We start from the raw sequence: 6,090 nt of genomic DNA, 5'->3' as shown, positions 1-6,090 counted from the left end.
GCGCGCTTCGGCGTGACCGCATGGGCAGCGGTGGCCCCGCACCCTTTCGATCATGGAATGCTCATGTTTTCATTTCCTGCCCACGGGCGGCCGCCGGTCGCCCGCCCGTTCCGTCTTTCCCCGCTCGCCCGGGCGACCTGCCTGCGCGGCCTCCAGGCCCTGGCCGCCGGCGGCGCGCTCGGCGTCGTGCCCATGCTCCAGGCCGCCGAGGCGCCCGCGGCGGCCGGCCCCGAGCGCGACTTGCCGGCCACGGTGGTCACCGCCGTGGCGCCGCGTTCGCCGCTGACCCTGGTCACTGACCCGAAGGCGCCGCGCCAGCCGGTTCCGGCCAGCGACGGCGCGGACTACCTGAAGACCTTCCCCGGTTTCGCCGTCATCCGCAACGGCGGCAGCAACGGCGACCCGGTGCTGCGCGGGATGTTCGGCTCGCGGCTGAACATCCTCGCCAACGGCGGCCAGATGCTCGGCGCCTGCCCCGGGCGGATGGACGCGCCGACCTCCTACATCGCCCCCGAGACCTATGACCGGCTGACGGTGATCAAGGGCCCGCAGAGCGTGCTCTGGGGCCCCATGGGTTCGGCCGGCACGGTGCTCTTCGAGCGCGAGCCGGAGCGCTTCGGCGCGCTCGGCAGCCGGGTCGACGGCAGCCTCCTGGCGGGTTCCGACGGGCGCCTGGACAAGCGCCTGGACGCCGCCGTCGGCGACCCCGACGGCTACCTGCGCTTCGTCGGCAACCACGCCCGCGCGGACGACTACCAGGATGGCCACGGCGACAGGGTGCCGTCGCGCTGGCGCAAGTGGAACGGCGACGTCGCCCTCGGCTGGACCCCGGACCCGGACACCCTGGTCGAGCTGAGCGCCGGGCGCGGCGACGGCGAGGCGCGCTATGCCGGGCGCGGCATGGACGGCGCGCAGTTCCAGCGCGAGAGCCTCGGCCTGCGGGTCGAGCGCGACAACCTCGGCGAGACCCTGGAGAAGCTCGAGGCGCGGCTCTACTACAACTACGCCGACCACGTGATGGACAACTACAGCCTGCGCCGGCCTTCCGGCCACGGCATGATGGCCGGGCCGATGGCGTCCAACGTCGACCGCCGCACCCTCGGCGGGCGCCTCGCCGCCACCTGGCGCTGGGACGACCTGCAACTGGTCGCCGGTGTCGATGGCCAGGCCAACACGCACCGCAAGCGCATGGGCATGGGGGAGGGCACCTATGACCAGGTGCCCTGGAACAAGGACGCCGCCTTCCACACCTACGGCGCCTTCGGCGAGTTGACCTGGTACGCCGCCGAGCGCGACCGGCTGATCGGCGGCGCGCGGCTGGATCGCACCGCGGCCAAGGACTACCGCCCGCTCAGCGGCTCCGGAATGATGGCGCGGGCTAACCCCAGCGCCGACGAAACCCGCCGCGACACCCTGCCCGGCGGCTTCCTGCGCTACGAGCACGACCTGCTGGACTACCCGGCCACCTGGTACGCCGGCCTCGGCCACACCCAGCGCTTCCCCGACTACTGGGAGCTGTTCTCGCCGGAGGGCTCGCCCGGCGCGGCCAATGCCTTCGAGGGCGTCGCCCCGGAAAAGACCACCCAGCTCGACGTCGGCCTGCAGTACCAAGGTGAGCACCTGGAAAGCTGGGCGTCGTTGTACGCCGCGACGGTGCAGGACTTCATCCTCTTCGACTACACCGCGGGCGGCGCCATGGGGCCTTCCTCGGTGGCGCGCAACGTGGACGCGCGCACCTTCGGCGGCGAGGCGGGGCTGGCCTACCACTGGGATGCGCGCTGGAAAAGCGAGGCGAGCCTGGCCTATGCCTGGGGCCAGAACCGCAGCGATGGCCGTGCCCTGCCGCAGATCCCGCCGCTGGAGGCGCGCCTGGGCCTGACCTACGTCCGCGACGACTGGAGCGCCGGCGCCCTGTGGCGGCTGGTGGCCGCGCAGCACCGGGTGGCCGAGGGCCAGGGCAACGTGGTCGGCCAGGATTTCGCCGGCAGCGCCGGCTTCGGCGTGTTCGCCCTCAACGGTTCCTACCGGCTGACGCGCAACCTCAGGCTCAGCGCCGGGGTCGATAACCTGCTCGACAAGGCTTACGCCGAGCACCTGAACCTCGCCGGCGACGCGGGCTTCGGCTACCCGGCGGAGGTCGCCCAGGCGATCGCCGAGCCGGGCCGCACCCTGTGGACCAAGGTCGATTTCAGTTTCTGACGCGGGCGGGGGCCCGCGGCGCACGCGCCCGGGCCCCGTCCCAAGGAGTTTCACCGATGAGCGATACCCGCGTTTCCTTCTACGGCCTGGCCTGGCGCTGGCACTTCTACGCCGGGCTGTTCGTGGCGCCCTTCATGATCCTGCTGGCGCTGACCGGCATCGTCTACCTGTTCAAGCCGCAACTCGACCTGGCCCTCGACGGCGACCTGCGCCGGGTCATCCCGGCCGGCGCTCCGTTGTCCGCCGATGCCCTGCTGGCGCGGGTCGGCGAACTGCGCCCGCAGGCCCAGGTGAGCAAGTACTTGCCGCCGGTGGCGGCGGACCGCAGCGCCGAGTTCGTCGTCGCGGAGAACGGCCGCGAGCTCAGCCTGTTCCTCGACCCCTACGGCGGTGCGCTGCTGGGCAGTCAGGACGCCCGCTACAACCTGCAGGCGGTGGCCCGCGCGCTGCACGGCGAGCTGATGCTCGGCACCCCTGGCGACCGGCTGATCGAGCTGGCGGCGGGCTGGGGCATCGTGCTGGTGGTCTCCGGGCTGTACCTCTGGTGGCCGCGCGGGCGTGCCTGGCGCGGCGTGCTCTGGCCCCGGCTGAGCGCCCGCGGACGGCTGTTCTGGCGCGACCTGCACGCCGTCCTGGGGTTCTGGGGCTCGCTACTGCTGCTGTTCATGCTGCTCAGCGGTATGACCTGGACCGGCTTCTGGGGCAAGGCCTTCTCCGGGGCCTGGAACCACTTCCCCGCGGCCATGTGGGACGCGGTGCCGAAGTCCGGCCTGGTGGCCGGCAGCCTCAACCGGGCGTCCGCGCAGACCGTGCCCTGGGCGGTGGAGGACACGCCGTTGCCGGCCTCGGACAGCCACGCCGCCCATGGGCAGCACGCCGGTCACGGGGCCGGGCATGCGGCCCATGACGCCCCCGCCGAGCGGCCGCCGTCGGTGGGCCTGCAACGGGTGGTGGACAGCGCGAACGCCGCCGGGGTGGTTCCGGGCTATAGCATCACCCTGCCCAATGGCCCGGAAGGGGTGTACACGGTCTCGGTATTCGCCGACGACCCGCGCGACGACGCCACCCTGCACCTCGACCGATACAGCGGCCGGGTGCTGGCCGACGTGCGCTGGGCCGACTACGGGCTGGTGGCGCGCAGCGTCGAGACCGGGGTGATGCTCCACGAGGGCAAGCTGTTCGGCCTGGCCAACCAGGTGCTGATGCTGCTGGTCTGCCTGTGCATCCTGCTCGGCTCGCTCAGTGGCCTGGTGATGTGGTGGAAGCGCCGCCCGGCGGGCCGCTTCGGCGCGCCGCCGCTGCCCCACGCGCTGCCGCTGTGGAAGGGCGCGGTGCTCATCCTGGCGATCCTCGGCCTGGCCTTTCCGCTGGTGGGCCTGTCGCTGCTGCTGGTGTGGGTGCTCGACCGCCTGCTGCTGTCGCGTCTGGCCGCGCGCCGCGAGGTGGCCGAACGTGCCTGAGCCGTTTCCCTTGTCGACCCACGGCCGTCCCGGCCGCCTTTTTCCGTCCTTTCCCGCCCCAGGAGTCACCGCCATGCGCAAGACCTTGCTGAGCCTCGCCACCCTGCTGTCGCTGTCCGCCGCCGTCCAGGCCCACGAGTACCAGGCCGGTGCGTTGCACATCGATCATCCCTGGGCGCGCGCCCTGCCCGCTGGCGTGCCCAACGGCGCCGCCTACCTGGTGGTGCACAACAACGGCACGCAGCCCGACCGCCTGCTCGGCGCCGACACCGCGCGGGCGGACAAGGTGGAAATCCACGAGCACCGCCACGAGAACGGCCTGATGAAGATGCAGCGGGTCGAGGGCGGGGTGGAGATTCCCGCCGGCGGCCAACTGGCGGTGGAGCCGGGTGGCTACCACCTGATGCTGCTGGGTCTGAAGCAGCCGCTGGTGGCGGGCGAGCGATTCCCCCTGACCCTGCACTTCCAGCAGGCCGGCGACCTGGCGGTGGACATCGCGGTGCAGCAGGACGCGCCGCCCGCCGCCGGCAAGCCCATGGAGCACATGCAACACATGCAGTAGCGGGCACCCGGGCAGCGGGTGCCGGCGACGTGCGCGAGGACGTCGCCGGGCCGCGCATCCCGGCGGGCGCCGGGCCCTCAGGCGGCGTTCGGGTGGCCGTCGGGCTCGTTGTCCGGCTGGCCGTCCGGCGCGCCGTCGGTGCGGGCGTGGGGGTCGATGTCGTCGGTGATGTGGGCGATCATGCTGCGGGCGATTTCCCGCTCGCCCATGATCACCAGGTCGGCGCCGCGGTGCTGCAAGTGATCCACCTCGGCGTCGAAGTGCGCCCGCGCCATGATTTCCAGGCCGGGGTTGACGCTGCGGGCGTACTGGGCGATCTCGCCGGCCTCGAAGCCGTTGGGGATGGCGATCAACAGCCAGCGCGCCTGCTTCACCTGGGCGCGCTCCAGCACGTCCTGCTTGGCGGCGTTGCCGAGCACCGCGCTGAAGCCGCTCTCGCGCAGGTCGGCGATTTGGTCGCGCCCGTCCTCGATCACCACCAGGGGGATGCCCAGCTCGCGCAGGCGGTTGCTGACCAGCCGGCCGACCCGGCCGTGGCCGATCAGGATCGCGTGGTCGCGCTCGGTGATCGGCGGCGGCTCGTCGACGTCGGCGGCATGGTGGGTGCCGCCCTTCAGGCGATGGCCCTCGCGCCGCTCCAGCCAGGGTTGCAGGCGGTCGATGGCGAGGAACAGCAGCGGGTTGACCATGATCGACAGGATCGCCCCGGCGAGGATCAGGTCGCGGCCTTCCTCCGGCAGCAACTCCAGGCCGACGCCCAGGCTGGCGAGGATGAAGGAGAACTCGCCGATCTGCGCCAGGCTGGCGGAAATGGTCAGCGCGGTGGACAGCGGGTGGCGGAAGACCAGCACGATCAGGGTGGCGGCGATCGACTTGCCGACGATGATCACCAGGAAGGTGCCGAGCACCGGCCAGGGGTGCTGGACCAGGATCGCCGGGTTGAACAGCATGCCCACCGAGACGAAGAACAGCACGGCGAAGGCGTCGCGCAGCGGCAGCGAGTTTTCCGCCGCTTCGTGGCTCAGTTCCGATTCGTTGAGCACCATGCCGGCGAAGAAGGCGCCGAGGGCGAAGGACACGTCGAACAGCTTCGCCGAACCGAAGGCGATGCCCATGGCGATCGCCAGCACCGCCAGGGTGAACAGCTCCCGCGAACCGGTGCCGGCGACCTTGGCCAGCAGCCAGGGCACCACGCGGCGCCCGACCACCAGCATCAGCACGATGAAGGCGGTGACCTTGCCGAGGGTCAGCAGCAGGTCGAAGGCCAGGTTGCCGTCGGCGCCTTCCTCGGCCTTGCCGCCGAGCATGCCGGACAGCGCCGGCAGCAGCACCAGCGCCAGGACCATCACCAGGTCCTCGACGATCAGCCAGCCGACGGCGATCCGCCCGCGCTTGCTGTCCATCAGGTGGCGTTCCTCCAAGGCGCGCAGCAGCACCACGGTGCTGGCCACCGACAGCGCCAGGCCGAACACCAGGCCGGCGCCCAGGGACCAGTCCATCCACCAGGCCAGGCCCATGCCCAGCAGGGTGGCGACGGCGATCTGCACGATGGCGCCGGGGATGGCGATGAACTTCACCGCCATCAGGTCCTTCAGGGAAAAGTGCAGGCCGACGCCGAACATCAGCAGGATCACGCCGATCTCGGAGATTTCCACCGAGAGGCTTTGGTCGGCGACGAAACCGGGGGTGAAGGGACCGCAGATCACCCCGGCGAGCAGGTAGCCGGCCAGGGGCGGTAAACGTAAACGAGCGGCCAGGGTGCCGAAAACGAAGGCCAGCACCAGGCCTACGGCAAGTGTGGCGATGAGCGGGGTGTGGTGGGGCATGGCGGGGCTCCTTCCGGTGCACGCTGGGAACGCTGACACGGCT

4 protein-coding genes are annotated in these 6,090 nt (G+C 71.6%); 3 read left to right on the top strand and 1 reads right to left on the bottom strand.

Annotated elements, in window-relative coordinates; translation table 11 throughout:
* The first annotated feature begins 63 nt into the window (after positions 1 to 63).
* The 3 genes from OGL92_RS18520 to OGL92_RS18510 all read left to right on the top strand — a co-directional run bounded on the left by OGL92_RS18520 (position 64) and on the right by OGL92_RS18510 (position 4,221).
* On the top strand, positions 64 to 2,199 hold the full coding sequence (locus tag OGL92_RS18520; protein WP_263146403.1) for a TonB-dependent copper receptor: 2,136 nt from the start codon (positions 64 to 66) through the stop codon (positions 2,197 to 2,199).
* Between the two features lie 56 nt (positions 2,200 to 2,255).
* Positions 2,256 to 3,659 (top strand): PepSY domain-containing protein, encoded by a 1,404-nt coding sequence (locus tag OGL92_RS18515; RefSeq protein WP_263146401.1) that lies wholly within the window; start codon positions 2,256 to 2,258, stop codon positions 3,657 to 3,659.
* A gap of 73 nt (positions 3,660 to 3,732) precedes the next feature.
* Positions 3,733 to 4,221 (top strand): copper chaperone PCu(A)C, encoded by a 489-nt coding sequence (locus OGL92_RS18510; RefSeq protein WP_263146399.1) that lies wholly within the window; start codon positions 3,733 to 3,735, stop codon positions 4,219 to 4,221.
* Positions 4,222 to 4,298: 77 nt separating this feature from the next.
* Here OGL92_RS18510 and ybaL read toward each other — a convergent pair whose 3' ends face one another.
* The gene (ybaL, locus tag OGL92_RS18505; RefSeq protein WP_263146398.1) at positions 4,299 to 6,047 is read right to left on the bottom strand and encodes a YbaL family putative K(+) efflux transporter; all 1,749 of its coding nucleotides are present in this window, start codon (positions 6,045 to 6,047) and stop codon (positions 4,299 to 4,301) included.
* Between the last annotated feature and the right edge of the window lie 43 nt (positions 6,048 to 6,090).

The organism is Pseudomonas sp. RIT-PI-AD, from assembly GCF_025642785.1.
Lineage (GTDB): Bacteria > Pseudomonadota > Gammaproteobacteria > Pseudomonadales > Pseudomonadaceae > Pseudomonas_T.
The sequence above is the reverse complement of the archived record's forward strand: the minus strand, read 5'-3'. Positions and strand labels throughout refer to the sequence as shown.